Consider the following 15,300-nt stretch of genomic DNA (forward strand, 5'->3'; position numbering starts at 1 on the left):
ACGCCCGGTTACATTCCGAACCCGGAAGCTAAGCCTCACAGCGCCGATGGTACTGCAGGGGGGACCCTGTGGGAGAGTAGGACGCCGCCGAACAAATTGTGGGAAGGCCCCGCACCGTATGGTGCGGGGCCTTCTGCATTTCCGGGGTTTCTGAGAGCCGGTCGACGACGCGCAATCCCGCAATGTGCGGGCCGGCGCCTAGGCTCAGGGGCATGCGCCATGACCTCGTGATCTTCGACAACGACGGTGTCCTCGTCGACAGCGAGCCCATCTCCAACCGGCTCCTCGCCGCCCACCTGACCGAGTTGGGGCACCCCACCTCCTACGAGGACTCCATCCGCGACTACATGGGGTCGGCGATGCACCGCATCCACGACCTCGTGCTGGAGCGCACCGGGCGGCGGCTGCCGGACGACTTCGACGACGTCTTCCACGCCCGCGTCTTCGCCGCGTTCGAGCGGGAGTTGAAGCCGGTACCCGGTGTCACGGAGGTCCTCGAGAAGCTCACCGCCGACGGGGTGCCGTACTGCGTCGCGTCGTCCGGGAGCCACGAGCGGATCCGGGTCGGGCACCGAACCACCGGACTGGACCGGTGGTTCGACGACGGGCGCGTCTTCAGTGCCCAGGACGTGGGGCGCGGGAAGCCGGCGCCGGATCTCTTCCTGTACGCGGCCGAGCGGATGGGGGTCGCGCCGGAGAGGTGCGTGGTGGTGGAGGACTCCCCGCTGGGCGTACGGGCCGCCGTGGCCGCGGGGATGGACGTCTACGCGTTCTCCGCCATGACGCCGGCCGGGAGGCTCCGTGGCGCCACCCGACTTTTCGGCCGGATGGAGGAGTTGGCCGACCTGCTGATATGAACCCCGCCATGACCGCGGCCACCGGTCGGGCCCCGACATCTGTCACACCGAGCTCCGGACGATCGTTCCCTGCCGGCGGACGGGGCCCGGCCGGGAAGCTGGGTGCATGACGGCGCACACGGCTCCCGAAGCCGACCGCCGAGACGAAGCCGGCCGGCGCGCCGGAGCTCGCGCTCGCCCGGTGACACCGGGCCCGAGCTGAGTCCCGCCCGGCGAGACCAGGCCGGAGCTGAGCCGCATTCATCTTCGACTTCGACCGGATCTACCCACAGGTGGTCGGGGGCCCTACGCTCGCCGCCATGACGGATGTGCCGCGGCGCGGCAGGGCCTCGCTGGCGTTCGGCTTCTTCGCCCAGGGCGTCACCTTCGCTCTCCTCGTGACGCGCATCCCGGCCATCCAGGACCGCTACGGGGTCTCCGACGCGCTGCTGCCCGCCTTCCTCGCCGCGGTGCCGGTCCTGGCGGGTGCCGGCAGCGTCGTGACCGAGCAGCTGGTGAAGCGGGTGCGGCCCAGCCGGGTGCTGCGGTGGTCGCAGCCGGTGGTGCTGCTGGCGCTGCTCGGTGTGGGCGCCGGCGACCGGACGGCCGGGCTGGCCGCCACGCTCGCCGCCTTCGGGCTGGCGGTCGGCGCGCTGGACGCGTCGATGAACATGCTCGGGGTGAGCCTGCAGCGGACGTACGGCCGCAGCATCATGCTCGGGTTCCACGCCGCCTACAGTCTGGGCGGCATCCTGGGCGCGTCGCTGGCCTGGGCGGGCGCCCACTGGGACCTGACGCTGTTCGCCTGCTACGCGCCGGCAGCGCTGGTGCTGTTGCCGGCGGCCCTGCTGGCCGGTCGCTGGTACGTCGACGGCGACGCCACCGCCACCGGCCCCGGGCAGGGCGAGGAGGAGCGGCCCGTCGTCTTCAGGGTGCTGCTGCCGCTGTGCCTGGTGATGACGTTCGCGTACATCGGCGACTCGACCGTCTCGAACTGGAGCGCGAAGTACCTCCAGGACGTCCTCGGCAGCTCGGAGCAGACGGCGACCGTGCCGTACAACGTCTACATGGTCACCACGCTGCTCGGGCGGTCCCTCGGGGACTTCGGGGTGCGGCGGTTCGGCGCGGTGGCCGTCGTACGGCTGGGCGCGGTGGTGGCGGCGGCGGGGTTCGCGGTGGTGGCGGCGGCGCCGGGGGCCGCGGCCGGGATGCTCGGGTTCACCCTGCTGGGTCTGGGGCTGTGCGTGCTGGTGCCGCAGACGTTCGCGGCGGCCGGGCGGCTGTTCCCCAGGGCCTCGGACGCGGCGGTGGCCCGGCTGAACGTCTTCAACTACGTCGGGTTCCTGGTGGGCTCGCCGCTGGTGGGGGCGCTGGGCGACGCCTGGAGCTACCGCGGGGCGATGCTGGTGCCGATGGCGCTGGTGCTGCTGACGTTGGTGTACGCCCGTTCGTTCGCCCCTCGGGCTGACCGATACGGTGGCGGTCATGAGCGGCCGCGCACAGCTGATGTGGGACGAGGCAGTAACGGGCTATGACTTCGGCCGGGACCATCCCATGGATCCGGTGCGGCTGGCCCTGACCTGGAAACTGGTCGGCGCCCTCGGCCTGGACCGGGCCGTGGACGTCGTCGCGGCCAAACCGGCCGGGGAGTCCACGCTGCGGCTGGTGCACCGGGAGGACTACATCGAGGCGGTGAAGGCCGCGTCGGCGGACCCGGGCGCCTGTGACGGGTCGTACGGGCTGGGCACCATGGACGATCCGGCGTTCGCCGGAATGCACGAGGTGTCGGCGCTCATCGCCGGGCAGTCGGTGGGGGCGGCGGAGGCGGTGTGGAGCGGTCGGGCGCCGCACGCGGTGAACTTCGCGGGCGGGCTGCACCACGCGATGCCGGGCAGCGCGTCGGGGTTCTGCGTCTACAACGACGCCGCGCTGGCCATCGCGCGCCTGCTCGAACTGGGCGCCGAGCGGGTCGCGTACGTGGACGTCGACGTGCACCACGGGGACGGGGTGCAGGCGGCGTTCTGGGAGGATCCGCGGGTGCTGACGATCTCGCTGCACGAGCACCCCCGGACGCTGTTCCCGCAGACGGGCTGGCCGGAGGAGACGGGAGCCGACTCCGCCCAGGGGTCGGCGGTGAACCTGGCGCTGCCGGCGGGGACGGCGGACGCGGGCTGGCTGCGGGCGTTCCACGCGGTGGTGCCGGAGCTGCTGGCCGGCTTCCGGCCGCAGGTGCTGGTGACGCAGCACGGGGCGGACACGCACTTCGAGGATCCGCTGGCGCACCTGGCGGTGTCGCTGGACGCGCAGCGGGCGGTGCAGATGGCCTGTCACGACCTGGCGCACGAGTACGCGGACGGGCGGTGGGTCGCGCTCGGCGGGGGCGGCTACGCGGTGGTGGAGGTCGTGCCGCGTTCGTGGACCCATCTCGTCGGCATCGCGGCGGGGCGCCCGGTGGATCCGGAGACGGTGATCCCGGAGAGCTGGCGGCAGGAAGTGTACGCGCGGACGCGGCAGTTGGGTCCGATGCGGATGACCGACGGGCGCTGGCCGGTGCCGTGGGCCGGGTGGGAGGCGGGCTACGACCCGGCGGACCGGCTGGACCAGGCGATCCTGGCGACGCGCCGGGCGGTGTTCCCGCTGCGGGGGCTGCTCGCGTAGGGGATCGCCGGGCCCGGTCCGGATCTTGGGCCGACCGTGCGATGTTCCCGGGTTTCCGTGGCGCCGGTGCTCCCGGTCCGTCACCATCGCTGCCGTGTTGAGCACCACAGCCCTGCGCGCCCATCTGCTGGCCGCGCGTCTGGCCGGGACCGTGGCCACCACGCGGGAGGAGAGCCTGCGCAGCTACCGGCTGTTCGCCGCGCGCGACCCCCGTGTGCTGATCGGCCTCGACCCGGAACGGGCGTGGCGGCAGCGGGACGTGATCGAGCTGATGGCGGAGAAGTGCGGGGTTTCGGCCGATCCCCGGCATGTCTCCGGCCATGATGTGATCGACCCGGACCGCACCCTCGCCGCGTTGGACGCGTTCTCGGACCGGCTCGCGGCGGTCGCCCGGCACGGCGCCCCGGTCCTGATCGGCACCGGTCACCCGCACCGGCTGCTGGGTTTCTACGTCGCCCTCGCCGACGCGCTGTCGGCGGCGGGATGTACTGTCCTCACCCCGGCGCAGGGTCGCTGTGTCGACATAACGACCCGGTTCGGTCTACGCACACACCGCCTCGACTACGTCCGGGGAGTCGCGCTGGTACGGCCGTCCGACCGGCCCCGCTCCGGTGGCGGGCCCGGCGCACACACGCACTCGCCGTTCCCCGTCCGTCTCGCGCTGGCCGCGGCCGCCGAGGCCGGCGGCCCGCTTCCCGAGCTGGTGATCGGGGACCACGGGTGGGTCTGCGGAGCAGGTCAGCTGGGGTTCGAGGCGATGGGGCCGGCCGATACGGACGATCCCGCGCTGTTCGTGGGAGAGGCGGAGGGGCGGGTGTCCGTCGCCGTTCCGCTTGATGACGGCGTGCGCCCCGGGCACTACCGTCCGCTGACCCGCTACGTACTCAATCGGGCATGTCTGTCACAGTAGGCGGCCGATCGGTGCACCTCTTCCCCACTTGCATCACCCGCCCCTAGTCTGGGGAGTGAGCACGCAACGACGAAGAGTCACCGGAAGGGGAAGCCGGTGGCCGTCGAGTGCGGAAGGTTCAGGTGTGTCATGGCTGCAGCTGGCGAAAGGCCTCTGAACGAGGTTCAGTTTCTTACCGTGGCTGAAGTGGCCTCGGTGATGCGAGTGTCGAAGATGACCGTGTACCGGCTGGTGCACAGCGGTCATCTGCCCGCGATCCGGGTCGGGCGGTCGTTCCGCGTCCCGGAGCAAGCGGTTCACGAGTACCTTCGCGAGAGCTACGTGGGGGTGGACACGGCCTGACGGCGTCCCGGAGGGATCCGGCCCGCCCCAGGGCGCTTCGGATCCCTCCGATCTCTCCGGAAAACCCCCGGCGCCCCTCGATTACGACCTGAGCGCCGGGTTGGGTAGGCTAGCCCCTCGTAGGTCGTGTGGGCCCATGGCGCCCAAACACCGAGTAATGAGAAGTGAGCGAGGGTAGTCGTGGGCTCTGTTATCAAGAAGCGGCGCAAGCGGATGGCCAAGAAGAAGCACCGCAAGCTGCTGAAGCGCACCCGCGTTCAGCGTCGCAACAAGAAGTAGTGACGCTGGTCGCTACCGGTACGCGACATCGCGAGAGCGTGTCCGTGGCCCCCCACCGCATCCGGTGGGGGGCCACGCGCTTTTCGGGTTCATACGTTCGGGCGGGTCGTCACGCCGCGCAGCGGGTGGTCATCACAGCGCGACGGGCAACCGATAGGTTGGCCGCAGACGGGGAACGCGGGTTCGTGGTCGGGAAGGGAGGCGCTGATCTTGGGCAAGGTCGTGCTCGTCACCGGGGTCGCCCGTCGGCTCGCGGGCCGGTTCGTGCGGCGGATCCAGCGTGACCCGCAGGTGGACCGGGTCGTCGCCGTGGACGCCGTCCCGCCCGAGCACCATCTGGGCGGCGCGGACTTCATCCAGGCGGACATCCGGCAGCCCACCATCGCGCGGGTGCTGGCCGAGACGGCCGCGGACACGGTCGTCCACATGGACGTGACCGCGACCGCGCTGGGCAGCGGCAGCCGGGCCTCGGTCAAGGAGACCAACGTCATCGGCACCATGCAGCTGCTCGGTGCCTGCCAGAAGTCGCCGGGCGTCAGCCGGCTGGTGGTGAAGTCCAGCACCAACGTCTACGGGTCCGCGCCCCGCGACCCGGCCGTCTTCACCGAGACCACCCCGCCCAAGTCGCTGCCCAGCGGCGGTTTCGCCAAGGACATCGTCGAGGTCGAGGGATACGTGCGGGGCTTCGCGCGGCGGCGGCCGGACGTGGCCGTGTGCGTGCTCCGCTTCGCCAACATCCTCGGTCCGGCCGCGGACTCGCCGCTCGCGTCGTACTTCGCGCTGCCCGTCCTGCCGACCGTGTTCGGCTACGACCCGCGGCTGCAGTTCGTGCACGAGGACGACGTGATCGACGTCCTGCGGATCGCCTCGCACGAACCGGCGCGCGGCACCCTGAACAGCGGCACCTTCAACATCGCCGGCGACGGCGTCCTGCTGCTCTCCCAGTGCTCGCGGCGGCTCGGCCGGCCCACGGTGCCGCTGCTGCTGCCCGCGCTCACCTGGACCGGCTCGCTGGTGCGTACGCTGGGTATGACGGACTTCTCACCCGAGCAGATCAGGCTGCTCACCCACGGCCGGGTCGTGGCGACGGACCAGATGCGCGAGACGCTGGGTTTCCACCCGAGGCACACCACCGCGGAGACCTTCGCGGACTTCGTCCGCAGCCGTGGTCCCGGACTCCTGCCGCCGGAGGCCCTCGCGGGGGCCGTCGACCGGATCGCCGCGCTGTCCCGCAGGGCGGGCGGCCACGCGACGCACAGCGCCTACTGAGGAGCGCAGCAACGATGGCGGACGCCAAGGTCATTCCGTTCGACGACGACCGTTCCCGCGGCGGTGCCGGGCAGCGGGCGTCGCGGCGCCGGGCCGCCGGAAGCCGGCGCGCCGGCAACGAGCCCGCGGTGGTCGGCGAGGTCCAGCCCCTGCCCGCGCGGGCGTCCGACCAGGATGATGAGCCCGTGACCCGTGACGAACAGCCGCCGCAGCCGCGTCAGGACGGCGTCAGCGGCGGCGGTGACAGCGGCCAGGGCGGCCTGGAGCGGCGCCTCGCGAGCGGCCTGGCGTTCCTGCGCCGCCGCCTCACCGGCGACTACGAGGTGGACGACTTCGGCTACGACGCCGAGCTCACCGACCAGGTCCTGATGTCCGTGCTGCGGCCGCTGTACGAGAAGTACTTCCGGGTCGACGTGAAGGGCGTGGAGAACATCCCGGACAAGGGCGGCGCGCTGATCGTGGCCAACCACTCCGGCACGCTGCCGCTGGACGGGCTGATGATGCAGGTGGCCGTCCACGACCGGCACCCCGCGGGCCGGCATCTGCGGCTGCTCGCCGCCGACCTGGTCTTCGTGCTGCCGGTGGTCAACGAACTCGCCCGGAAGCTCGGTCACACGCTGGCCTGCGCCGAGGACGCCGAGCGGCTGCTGGCCCAGGGCGAGCTGGTCGGGGTGATGCCGGAGGGCTTCAAGGGCATCGGCAAGCCGTTCAGCGAGCGCTACAAGCTCCAGCGCTTCGGCCGCGGCGGTTTCGTCTCCACCGCGCTGCGCGAGGGCGCTCCGATCATCCCCTGCTCCATCGTCGGGGCCGAGGAGATCTACCCGATGATCGGCAACGCCAGGACCCTCGCGCGTCTGCTGGGCTTCCCGTACTTCCCGCTGACGCCCACCTTCCCGTGGCTGGGACCGCTCGGCGCCGTCCCGCTGCCGACGAAGTGGACCATCCAGTTCGGCGAGCCGATCCGCACGGACGGCCATCCGCCGGAGGCGGCCGAGGACCCGATGCTGATGTTCAACCTGACCGACCAGGTCAGGGAGCAGATCCAGCACACGCTGTACAAGCTCCTGGTGCAGCGCCGGTCGGTGTTCTTCTGACGTCGGTACGCCGGTGGCGTCCGGTCCGTGCGCCGATCCGGCGGACGCGCGCGCCGACTCGGTCGGCCCGTGCGCTGATATGGCGTCGCAAGTGCCCTCGCGGGCCGGCCCGCCGGTACGAAGGGAGCGCCCCCGGTTCGTGGGGGCGCTCCCTTGCCCGTGTGCGGATGCCGCCGCCGGGTCACTAGGTCCTGTCTGACCATGCGCGTCGTCGCCCGAAGGGCGGCCGCGCGGCGTCAGGTGCGTGCCTCTCGGCGGGCCGGCCCCAGGCCCTCGTACTGGGCGTACTCGGGTCCGGGGCCGGTGCGGCGCGTGGGGGTCCCCCCAGCTTGAGCGAAGCCGAGAGCTTGGGGGAGCGTGCAGGGCGTCGCGCGGCAGACGCGAAGTGTCAGACAGGGCCTAGCGGGCGTTCTCCCCGTCGATGCCGAGGCCGGGCAGCAGGCCCGGGAGCAGCGGCGGGATCGTCACGTCCGGGCCGGAGGGCGGTGTGCTGGCGGGCGGTGAGGCGCCGCCGGTCTGCGGCGGGTCGAGCAGGCTGCCGGTGTTGCCGCCGAGCAGCCCGTCGCGCTCGGCGCCCGTACCCGCGGACGTGCTGGGGCTGCCGCTGCCGGACTGCCGGCCGCTGGGGGAGGAACCGCTCGTGGTGCTGGGCCGGGCGGTGCTGCCGCTGCCGGACGGGCCGCCGGAGGACTCCGGTCCCGAGCTCGCGCGCTCGCCGCCGTCCCGGGCGGGGGACTCGGGGAGCAGCGACCTCAGCGGGGCGACCTCTTCGTCTATGGCGTCGAACACCGACGACACCTGGTCGCTGACGTCGCCGAGCTGTACGGGCAGCTTGTCGCGCAGGGTGCCCCAGGTCGCGCGCTGGGACCGGGTGAAGGCGGACAGGGCCTGGATCGGCCCCAGGGAGTCCGGGTCGCGCTCGTAGGCCTCGTGCAGCAGGCGGTGGCCCTCGGCCGCGTCGTGCCGCACGCCGGACAGGGTGCGGCGGATGTCGGTGACGGTCTCGTGGTCGAGGTGGCCGCCCCGGTGGCGGTCCATCAGCCGGCGTGCCTCGTTCAGGCGGGTGGAGGCCTGGTCCAGGTAGGCCTTCCCGCGCTCGTCGGCACCGTCGGCCAGGTAGTTCAGCCGGAAGTCCTCGATGCCGCGCTTGACGCCGTAGAGCGAGTCACCGGGCAGGGCGTCGGAGCTGGCAGCGGCCACCCCGCCGAAGGCTCCCGCCGCCACGCCGACGCTGAGCCCGCCGGCGGCCAGACCCTTGGTCAGCCGCGTGCGCGGCCGTAGTTTCCCCAGGCTGCTCGCCCGGTGGGCACCCCGCGCCCGGCTCCTCTGGCCGGGCACCGACGTGTTTCCCGCCTCGCCTCCCGCGGTGCCCTCCTGCAGCATGGCCTCCATCGCGGCCACCAGCCGGGCCCGCTGGACGACCTTGACCTCGGGATCCAGCTCGGGCCTGGGCAGCGCGTCGAGACCGGCGGCCAGGGCGACGAGGCGCCCCTGCTCGGTCTCCTGCGCAGCAGCCGGGTCCGGTGCGGGTCCTTCGGACCGCTCGGCCGCCGTGCCCCGGCCGGACAGCTCCTCCAGGGCCTGGGCGAAGGCGTTCGCCCGCCGGTGCGCCGATACGTTTGCGATCACTGGCGGCACCTCCTCTCGTCATGACGGTCGACTCCCCAGGGGTCCTGAGGGTTGCACGCCCGCGCCCCGTCCACTCGATCGAGTGATCAGGGCGGTCGGACGTGACCACAGGGAGCCGGTATCCCGCACAACGAGCGGCTCGGCACTTCGGTTACGGACGGCGGCGAAGCGGATGGGGAAGTCAACAGGCTTTCACATAAAGTGAGTTGGTCGTCGCCGAGCGTGTGGGGGATCAGCGTGCGTCTTCGGGGAGCAGCCGGGCGAGGGTGCGCACGGCCCGGTACTGGAGCGTCTTGATGGCGCCCTCGTTCTTGCCCATCACCCGGGCGGTCTCGGCGACGGACAGGCCCTGCAGGAAGCGGAGCGTGACGCACTCCTGCTGCTGCGGGTTGAGCCGCCGCACGGCCTCCAGCAGGGCGGCGTTGGACAGGGACTCCAGGACGGAGTCCTCGGGGGACCGCTCCACCTCGTTGGCGTCGAGCATCTCGCCGGTGGTGACCTCGAGGCGGAAGCGGCTGGACTTGAAGTGGTCGGCGACGAGGTTGCGGGCGATGGTGACGAGCCAGGCGCCGAAGTCGCGGCCCTGCCAGGTGAAGGTGCCGATGCGGCGCAGGGCCCGCAGAAAGGTCTCGCTCGTGAGGTCCTCGGCGGTCGCCTTGCCGCCGACCCGGTAGTAGATGTACCGGTACACCGTGTCGCTGTACTGGTCGTAGAGGCGTCCGAAGGCGTCGGCCTCGCCGGCCTGGGCGCGCTCCACGAGGTCCATCATGCGGGCGCTGTCGCTGTCCGCGGCCGGCCGGCGGGCGGTGGCCGGCCCGGCGGTGCGTCCCCGTCTGCCCACCGCCCGGCCGTCGCCCGACCGCCGGCCCTCGACGACGGCGCTGCGCGCCGGCCCCTGCTGCATGCCCTCGGCGAGCGCGTAGCACGGGCCTGCGGGGGCGGCGGTGGCGAATGCGGGGCCGGCGTACGCGGTGGGGACGAGACCGCGCAGCAGGTCCAGGACCATTGCGCGGAGCGTAGCCAGGCCCGAGGCGTCAACCCCGACGTGTGGGTACACGGGACTCCCAGAGGCAGAGCTTCCATCACGTGCAGTGCGGGACCGTTCACCCGTCGTAGCGACGGAGGGGTACCGGTTTGCGTCTGAGGAGAATAACGCTTCGTACAGGCCCTGCTACACCCAGTTGCTTAAATCGTCGATTACGTCGCTTCCGTATCCGATTGATGTCCGATCAGCTGTCGGAAAGTGACCGTTCGGCGACCGCTCCAGTCGATCTTCCGTATGAGTCAGGGGCATGTTGTGGCGATGTACGGCCAATGCGCATGGCCGGGGCGGTGCGGGGGCAGGTTCCGTCGATTGGCCGAGAATGGCCGGGCGGCCGCCGCCGGGCGGGCGCGCGGGGGGCGTCGGCGGTCGACAGCGGGACACGGGCGATCGGCGGTGACGCACCGGGGGTCCGGAGCGGGGCGCGGGCGATCGGCGGTGACGCACCGGGGGTCCGGAGCGGGGCGCGGGCGATCGGTGGAGCGTCCCCGTCCGGCACGAAGAGAGGTCGGCCGGGGGCGGACGTGCGGCCCTGATCGCGGCGGAACCCGCCCGCGGTGCGCGGTCCGCTAGCGGCGGCGCCGGTGGAGGGCGATCGCGGCCGCGGTGCCGCCGGCCACCGCGCCGACCCCGGCCGCCGCCGGGATGCCCACCTTCGCCGCCTTGCGGCCCGTGCGGTAGTCGCGCAGGCGCCAGTCCATCTCGCGGGCGTGCCGGCGCAGCTTGGCGTCCGGGTTGATGGCGTAGGGGTGGCCGACGAGCGAGAGCATGGGGATGTCGTTGTGGGAGTCGCTGTAGGCGGCGCAGCGGGAGAGGTGCAGGCCCTCCGCGATGGCGAGCGCGCGCACCGCCTCCGCCTTCGCCGGGCCGTGCAGCGGCTCGCCGACGAGCCGGCCGGTGTAGACGCCGTCGACGGACTCGGCCACCGTGCCGAGCGCACCGGTCAGGCCCAGGCGGCGGGCGATCACCTGGGCGATCTCCACCGGCGCGGCCGTGACCAGCCACACCCGCTGGCCCGCGTCCAGGTGGGCCTGGGCCAGGGCGCGCGTGCCCGGCCAGATCCGCTCGGCCATGTACTCGTCGTAGATCTCCTCGCCGATCGACTGCAGCTCCGCGACCCGGTGGCCCTTGACGATCGACAGCGCCGAGTCCCGCGCGTCCTGCATGTGCTCGGGGTCCTCGATGCCGGCCAGCCGGAACCAGGCCTGCTGCCAGGCGAACTTGGCCAGATCGCGGGTCTCGAAGAACTTCCGCTTGTACAGGCCCCGGCCGAAGTGGAACAGCGCGGCGCCCTGCATGACGGTGTTGTCCAGGTCGAAGAAGGCGGCGGCCCGGTCGTCCCCGTGGACCGGGAACTCCGGTTCCGCCGTCGCCAGCTCCTGTTCCTGAGTGATCTTGCGCGCTGCCTCCGCCGAGGCCTCGCCTGCCAACACGCTCCGCGCCGTGGCAGAGCGCCTACGGGGAGTGAGCCATCCGAGAGCGGCCATGGCGTGAGCATAGCCAGTGGGTCCGCCGGTTCCGGAGCCGAGAGGTGGGGACGCCGTGAACTCTCCACCACCGTGTCGTTAAACAACTCGTACGGGCGGCGCGTCGGCGCGCGCGCCGGGCGGGCGGGCCGCTCGCGCGTGCCGCGGGTGCGGGGTGGCGGCGGGCCTTCGGGCCGGTGGCCGTACCGAGGGGGCCGACTGACCTGGGCGTGGTGCGCGGGCCGAGCGGGCCGCCTGACCGGGCACGGTGCGCGGGCCGAGCGGGCCGGCTATCGGGCGTGGTGCGCGGGCCTTCCGGGGGTGCGCGGGCCGGCAGCACCGGCCTTCGGGCCGTCGTGCGCGGGCCGGCCGCGGGCTTCCGGGGGTGTGGCGCGGGGGCCGGCACGCCGGCCTCCGGGGCCGGGATGCGCGGGCTTCCCGGACACGGTGCGTGCGCGCGGGTCGGGGGTGTCCGGCGGTGCTCCGCGTGCCCGGCGGGACCGTCGGTGCCCGTGGGGTTCCCCACACTCGCCGCGGCGCGACAATGGCCGACATGAGTCCTGTCTTCCGCCGCAAGCCCCCCGCCCCCGGGGACCGGCTCGTCACGCTCGTCCGCAAGCCCGGCTGCCACCTGTGCGACGACGCGCAGCGCGTGGTGGAGAAGGTGTGCGCCGACCTGGGGGTTCCGTGGGAGCAGAAGGACATCACCCGGGATCCCGCGCTGCACGAGCGGTACTGGGAGCAGATCCCCGTCGTCCTCGTCGACGGTGCCCAGCACACCTTCTGGCGCGTGAACGAGGACCGTCTCCGGAAGGCACTGACCGAGTAGTACAAAAGTCCGGAAAGTCGCTTAGGATCGACGGCGGCTTGGTCTCGGGGGGCGGGATCGTGAGGAGAGTGTGCGGCTTTGCCCCCAACAACGAAGGACACCGGAGGTGTGTGCGCCGGTTCCCCGCAGGGTCGTCCGGCACGCGTGACCCCGGTCACGTTGGCCGGGCAAATCGGACACCATCTTTGTGCACGCGTTCACAAAGACATAGCCTGCATTCGACGGGGCGGTCTGGGGACGTGTGACCGCCTACAGCCCCGCTCTACCCGCAGGAGCACCGTGGCAACTGGCCGAACTCACCGACCGGCGACCCGCAGCCGAGGGATTCCCGAGGCCACCGTCGCCCGGCTTCCGCTGTACCTCCGAGCACTGACCGCGCTGTCGGAGCGCTCGGTACCCACGGTCTCCTCCGAGGAGCTCGCGGCCGCGGCGGGGGTCAACTCCGCGAAGCTGCGCAAGGACTTCTCCTACCTCGGTTCCTACGGGACCCGCGGTGTCGGCTACGACGTCGAGTATCTCGTGTACCAGATCTCCCGTGAACTGGGGCTGACCCAGGACTGGCCGGTCGTGATCGTCGGTATCGGCAACCTCGGCGCCGCCCTCGCCAACTACGGCGGGTTCGCCTCCCGCGGCTTCCGGGTCGCCGCCCTGATCGACGCCGACCCCGCGATGGCCGGGAAGCCCGTCGCCGGCATCCCGGTCCGGCACACCGACGACCTGGAGAAGATCATCCAGGACAACGGCGTCTCGATCGGCGTGATCGCGACCCCCGCGGGCGCCGCCCAGCAGGTCTGCGACCGGCTCGTGGCCGCCGGCGTCACCTCGATCCTGAACTTCGCGCCGACCGTGCTGAACGTCCCGGACGGTGTCGACGTGCGCAAGGTCGACCTCTCCATCGAGCTGCAGATCCTCGCCTTCCACGAGCAGCGCAAGGCCGTCGAGGAGGCCTCGCACGACGGCGGCCTGCCGGCCGCCGCGACCCGCGAGGAGCCCGCCGACGAGGGGCCCGACGGGGACGTCCCCGCCGTGATGCCGGCATGAGTCTCCTCGTCGTCGGACTGAGCCACCGCAGCGCGCCGGTCAGTGTGCTGGAGCGGGCGTCGCTGAACGCGGAGGAGCAGGTCGGGCTGCTGCACGACACGGTCGCCGCCGAGCCGGCCGCCGAGGCGGCGCTGCTCGCCACCTGCAACCGCATCGAGCTGTACGCCGACGTGGACAAGTTCCACGCCGGTGTCGCCGAGCTGTCCACGCTGCTCGCCCGGCACTGCGGCGTCGGCCTGGACGAGCTCACCCCCTACCTCTACGTGCACTACGAGGACCGGGCCGTCCACCACCTGTTCTCGGTGGCCTGCGGCCTGGACTCGATGGTCGTCGGCGAGGGGCAGATCCTCGGCCAGATAAAGGACTCCCTGGGCCGCGCCCAGGAGCAGCGCACCGCCGGGCGGCTGCTGAACGAGCTGTTCCAGCAGGCCCTCCGGGTCGGCAAGCGCGCCCACTCCGAGACCGGCATCGACCGCGCCGGGCAGTCCCTGGTCACCTTCGGCCTGGAGCAGCTGGCCGCCGGCGGGGCCGTGGAGAAGTGGGCCGAGGGCAGGACGGCCCTGGTCATCGGGGCGGGATCGATGTCCTCGCTGGCCGCCGCCACGCTCGCGCGGGCCGGTGTCGCCGAGGTCGTCGTGGCCAACCGCACCTTCGAGCGCGCCGAGCGCCTGGCCCGGATACTCATGGAGGGCGACGACACGGACGTGCTGGCCCGCGCGGTACCGATGGACGCGGTGCCGGCCGAGCTGACACGTGCCGACGTCGCCGTCTCCTGCACCGGCGCGACCGGGGTCGTCCTGACGGCCGAGTCCATCGCCGCCGCGGTGCGGGGCCGGACCGGCGAGCCCGTCACCGAGGTCGGCGACGACCGCCGCCCCGCACACGGCACCGAGGGCCGCCGGACGCCGGCCCGGGCGGACGTCCGCGAGACGCCGCTGCCGCCGACCGGCGTCGGCACCGACGAGGACTGTCCGCTGGACCTGACCGGCACCGGCTTCTCGGTGCACGGCGAGGCCGCCGTCGCCGGCATGGACGCCGCCACCCTGGAGCAGCACGCCGCCTGGGTGGACAAGGGCACCGCCGTCAGGGTGGTGGAGGACGCCCGCCGCGGCGCCGAGGCCGACGCCGAGCTGATCAGCGCGCTCGCCGCGACCGCGGCCACCGTCGGCCGCATCCCCGAGCGCCGCAAGCCCGAGCCGGTGGAGATCCCGCGGCCCGAGCCGGTGCTGTTCCTGCTGGACCTGGCGATGCCGCGCGACGTCGACGCGGCCGTGCACCGGCTCGCCGGGGTGCGCCTGGTGGACATCGAGTCCCTCGCCGAGGCGTCCGCGGACGCGCCGATGGCCTCCGACGTGGACCTGGTCCGCCGCATCGTCGCCGACGAGGTCGCCGCGTTCGGCGCGGCCCAGCGCGCGGCGCACATCACGCCGACCGTCGTCGCCCTGCGCAGCATGGCCGCCGACGTCGTCGCCGGCGAGATCGCCCGCCTGGAGGGCCGGCTGCCCGGCCTCGACGACAAGCACCGGGCGGAGATCACGCAGACCGTGCGGCGCGTCGTCGACAAGCTGCTGCACGCGCCGACCGTACGGGTCAAGCAGCTCGCGGCCGAGCCCGGCGGCGCCGGGTACGCGGACGCGCTGCGCACCCTGTTCGACCTCGACGCCGGGACGGCGGACTCCGTCGCGGCCGCCGGTGGCGCCCAGAACGCCCAGAACGCCAAGAACTCAGAGAAGACCAGCAAGAACCGAGGGCCGGCATGACTGACACGCGTGGGCCGAAGGGGCGCACCGGTGCGGAGAGCACGCGGGGGCAGCCCCTGCCCGAAGAAGTCGGGGGAGCGCGAGGGCCCGAGGAACCGGGCACGGCCGGGCTCCCGGCACAGGCCGGATCCCCCCGCGGGCAATC

The 15,300-nt window shown here is 72.8% G+C and carries 14 protein-coding genes and 1 rRNA gene; 12 read left to right on the forward strand and 3 right to left on the reverse strand.

The window, feature by feature from the left end:
• From rrf to ABZ920_RS18395, 9 genes are all read left to right on the forward strand, one after another.
• Positions 1–93: ribosomal RNA gene (gene rrf / locus ABZ920_RS18355) — 5S ribosomal RNA — on the forward strand; the annotation flags it as partial.
• Between the two features lie 119 nt (positions 94–212).
• Entirely contained in the window at positions 213–857 is a 645-nt protein-coding gene (locus ABZ920_RS18360) for an HAD family hydrolase (RefSeq protein ID WP_361505512.1), read from the forward strand.
• A 299-nt stretch (positions 858–1,156) separates the two neighbouring features.
• A complete protein-coding gene (locus ABZ920_RS18365) occupies positions 1,157–2,371 on the forward strand; it encodes an MFS transporter (RefSeq protein WP_361505515.1) in 1,215 nt (404 codons plus the stop codon).
• The gene (locus ABZ920_RS18370; protein WP_361505518.1) at positions 2,322–3,494 is read left to right on the forward strand and encodes an acetoin utilization protein AcuC; all 1,173 of its coding nucleotides are present in this window, start codon (positions 2,322–2,324) and stop codon (positions 3,492–3,494) included. Before ABZ920_RS18365 ends, ABZ920_RS18370 begins: the two co-directional genes overlap by 50 nt.
• A 94-nt stretch (positions 3,495–3,588) precedes the next feature.
• On the forward strand, positions 3,589–4,404 hold the full coding sequence (locus ABZ920_RS18375) for a phosphatase (RefSeq protein WP_361505521.1): 816 nt from the start codon (positions 3,589–3,591) through the stop codon (positions 4,402–4,404).
• Positions 4,405–4,533: 129 nt separating this feature from the next.
• Entirely contained in the window at positions 4,534–4,746 is a 213-nt protein-coding gene (locus ABZ920_RS18380; protein ID WP_157842153.1) for a helix-turn-helix domain-containing protein, read from the forward strand.
• Between the two features lie 180 nt (positions 4,747–4,926).
• Entirely contained in the window at positions 4,927–5,025 is a 99-nt protein-coding gene (locus ABZ920_RS18385) for an AURKAIP1/COX24 domain-containing protein (protein ID WP_003948845.1), read from the forward strand.
• A 210-nt stretch (positions 5,026–5,235) separates the two neighbouring features.
• Positions 5,236–6,294, forward strand: coding sequence for an NAD-dependent epimerase/dehydratase family protein (locus ABZ920_RS18390; protein WP_361505524.1), 1,059 nt, complete (start codon positions 5,236–5,238; stop codon positions 6,292–6,294).
• Between the two features lie 14 nt (positions 6,295–6,308).
• Complete coding sequence (locus ABZ920_RS18395) at positions 6,309–7,388, forward strand: lysophospholipid acyltransferase family protein (protein ID WP_361505526.1); 1,080 nt, start codon at positions 6,309–6,311, stop codon at positions 7,386–7,388.
• Positions 7,389–7,787: 399 nt separating this feature from the next.
• Here ABZ920_RS18395 and ABZ920_RS18400 read toward each other — a convergent pair whose 3' ends face one another.
• The 3 genes from ABZ920_RS18400 to ABZ920_RS18410 form a co-directional block, all read right to left on the reverse strand.
• Positions 7,788–9,017, reverse strand: a complete 1,230-nt coding sequence (locus ABZ920_RS18400; protein ID WP_361505529.1) for a DUF5667 domain-containing protein — start codon at positions 9,015–9,017, stop codon at positions 7,788–7,790.
• A 232-nt stretch (positions 9,018–9,249) separates the two neighbouring features.
• Positions 9,250–10,074 carry an ECF subfamily RNA polymerase sigma factor, BldN family gene (locus ABZ920_RS18405; RefSeq protein ID WP_361505532.1) on the reverse strand — a complete coding sequence of 275 codons (825 nt, stop codon included), beginning with the start codon at positions 10,072–10,074 and terminating at the stop codon, positions 9,250–9,252.
• A 554-nt stretch (positions 10,075–10,628) separates the two neighbouring features.
• A complete protein-coding gene (locus tag ABZ920_RS18410; RefSeq protein ID WP_361505534.1) occupies positions 10,629–11,546 on the reverse strand; it encodes an HAD-IB family hydrolase in 918 nt (305 codons plus the stop codon).
• Positions 11,547–12,069: 523 nt separating this feature from the next.
• Between ABZ920_RS18410 and ABZ920_RS18415 the strand changes: the two genes are divergently transcribed.
• From ABZ920_RS18415 to ABZ920_RS18425, 3 genes are all read left to right on the forward strand, one after another.
• Entirely contained in the window at positions 12,070–12,354 is a 285-nt protein-coding gene (locus ABZ920_RS18415; RefSeq protein ID WP_361505536.1) for a glutaredoxin family protein, read from the forward strand.
• A gap of 279 nt (positions 12,355–12,633) precedes the next feature.
• Positions 12,634–13,395 (forward strand): redox-sensing transcriptional repressor Rex, encoded by a 762-nt coding sequence (locus ABZ920_RS18420; RefSeq protein ID WP_361505539.1) that lies wholly within the window; start codon positions 12,634–12,636, stop codon positions 13,393–13,395.
• Positions 13,392–15,155 (forward strand): glutamyl-tRNA reductase, encoded by a 1,764-nt coding sequence (locus ABZ920_RS18425; protein ID WP_361505542.1) that lies wholly within the window; start codon positions 13,392–13,394, stop codon positions 15,153–15,155. The genes ABZ920_RS18420 and ABZ920_RS18425 overlap by 4 nt, the downstream gene beginning before the upstream one ends.
• The last annotated feature ends 145 nt before the right edge of the window (positions 15,156–15,300 follow it).

It is taken from the genome of Streptomyces sp. NPDC046831, assembly GCF_040645305.1.
Classification (GTDB): domain Bacteria; phylum Actinomycetota; class Actinomycetes; order Streptomycetales; family Streptomycetaceae; genus Streptomyces.

Coding starts and splice junctions, on each gene's coding strand:
- ABZ920_RS18360 (WP_361505512.1), top strand. CDS start 213: ATGCGCCATGACCTCGTGATCTTCGACAACGACGGTGTCCTCGTCGAC.
- ABZ920_RS18365 (WP_361505515.1), top strand. CDS start 1,157: ATGACGGATGTGCCGCGGCGCGGCAGGGCCTCGCTGGCGTTCGGCTTC.
- ABZ920_RS18370 (WP_361505518.1), top strand. CDS start 2,322: ATGAGCGGCCGCGCACAGCTGATGTGGGACGAGGCAGTAACGGGCTAT.
- ABZ920_RS18380 (WP_157842153.1), top strand. CDS start 4,534: ATGGCTGCAGCTGGCGAAAGGCCTCTGAACGAGGTTCAGTTTCTTACC.
- ABZ920_RS18395 (WP_361505526.1), top strand. CDS start 6,309: ATGGCGGACGCCAAGGTCATTCCGTTCGACGACGACCGTTCCCGCGGC.
- ABZ920_RS18410 (WP_361505534.1), bottom strand. CDS start 11,546: ATGGCCGCTCTCGGATGGCTCACTCCCCGTAGGCGCTCTGCCACGGCG.
- ABZ920_RS18415 (WP_361505536.1), top strand. CDS start 12,070: ATGGCCGACATGAGTCCTGTCTTCCGCCGCAAGCCCCCCGCCCCCGGG.
- ABZ920_RS18425 (WP_361505542.1), top strand. CDS start 13,392: ATGAGTCTCCTCGTCGTCGGACTGAGCCACCGCAGCGCGCCGGTCAGT.